The sequence below is a fragment of the Nocardia sp. 852002-20019_SCH5090214 genome (assembly GCF_001665865.1).
Classification (GTDB): Bacteria; Actinomycetota; Actinomycetes; order Mycobacteriales; family Mycobacteriaceae; genus Nocardia; species Nocardia nova.
Map to the genome: position 1 here is coordinate 1 of NZ_LZMK01000398.1, position 1,449 is coordinate 1,449.

At 70.7% G+C, this 1,449-nt stretch carries 1 protein-coding gene; it reads left to right on the forward strand.

The annotated features are described in order from the left end of the window. Positions 1-27: 27 nt before the first annotated feature. Positions 28-1,449: hypothetical protein (locus A5780_RS33555; protein ID WP_156769740.1), on the forward strand; the 1,422-nt coding region annotated here is incomplete at its 3' end.

A 1,449-nucleotide genomic window follows, 5' to 3' on the forward strand; every position in this document is an offset into this window, starting at 1 on the left:
CAGGCCCGGCAGCTGATGAAGGAGGGAATGTCGCGGACCGCGGCGTTCGAGGCGGCGACGAAGGACGAGAACACCTGGCACTGTTCTCTGGCGATCGGCCGTGATGAGGGGGAGCTGCCGATGGAGAAGTGGGCGGCGATCGCCACCGACTTCATGCGGGAGATGGGATTCATCGACCGCGACGACGGCGCGCCGGATGCCCGGTGGACGGTGGTGCATCACGGGCTGAGCAAGAACGGCAACGACCACGTCCATATCGCGATGCCGATCGTGAGACCGGATGGGTCGCTTGCCGATGTGTTTCGCGATCTGCCGCGCTCGCAGGCGGCGGCGCGGGTGCTCGAACAGCGCTACGGGTTGAAGGTGCTCTACAGCCGCGAGCACGGCGATACCGAGGTGGCGACCAAACCCGCTGAGCGGGCCCGCGCCGAGCGGGTCGGTGCTCCGGAGACCGACCGGGAGGCGCTGCGCCGGCGGGTGCGCGGCGCGGCGGCAGCCGCGGAGTCGGAGGCCGAGTGGCTGCGGCTGCTGCACGACGAGGGCATCATCGTGGCGCCGTATTGGGGCGCGGGCGGGATGGACGAAGTCACCGGCTACTCGGTGCAATTGCCGGCGCAGCGCAATCTGGCGACGGACAAGTGGGAGAAGTCGATTCGCTACGGCGGTGGTCGACTCGGCCGGGACATGACATTGGCGGCGATTCGGTCGTGGGCGCCGTGGGATCAGTCGGTATCGGCGCGGGAGGAGGCGCTGGCCGAGTGGCGGCGCATCACGGTCGGGTCCGGGGCGCGGCCGAAGGCGGTGGATCCGCGGTCGGAGAAGGAGGCGATCGAGGAGCTGCGGCAGTGGAGCGACATGGTCTCCCGGATCCCGGTCACCGATCGCGCCGGCTGGGCGCAAGTGGCCTCCCAGACGTCGGGTCTGTTCGCTGCGGCGTCGTCGCGGACCGAGCGTAAGCCTGGGCCGCTGGACAGGTTGTCGCGGCAGCTGGCTCGTGCGGGCCGGGTCCCGGCCCGCGAGCGTCGCCGTCACACCGGGACGGAGAAGGAGAACATCAGGTCGGTGGCGCGCATGTTGTGGGCGGCGTCGAATCCGGAAGCGGGCGGTCTCGCCCTGATCTACGCGCTGACCGAGTTGATGATGACCGTGCAGGCGAGTCTGGACACGGCCGGGCGGGCGGCGGCCGCGGCCGCGATGGCCAGTCAGGCCCGCAAGGCGCTGACCGAGATCCACATGCGCCGCGACGGCACCGATCCCGACCAGCCCTACGACAAGACCGAGGGCTCCCCGGCCTGGGCGGCCGCGATGCGATCGGCGGCCGTTGTCGACCGACTCGACCGCGGCGATATCGAGAACCGGCTCCGCATCGCCCGCGCGCAGCGAGCCGCACAGCCCGAACCAGGGAAGAGCACTCGGCCACTGCAGCCGTCACCGAAGCCTCCGCAGCGC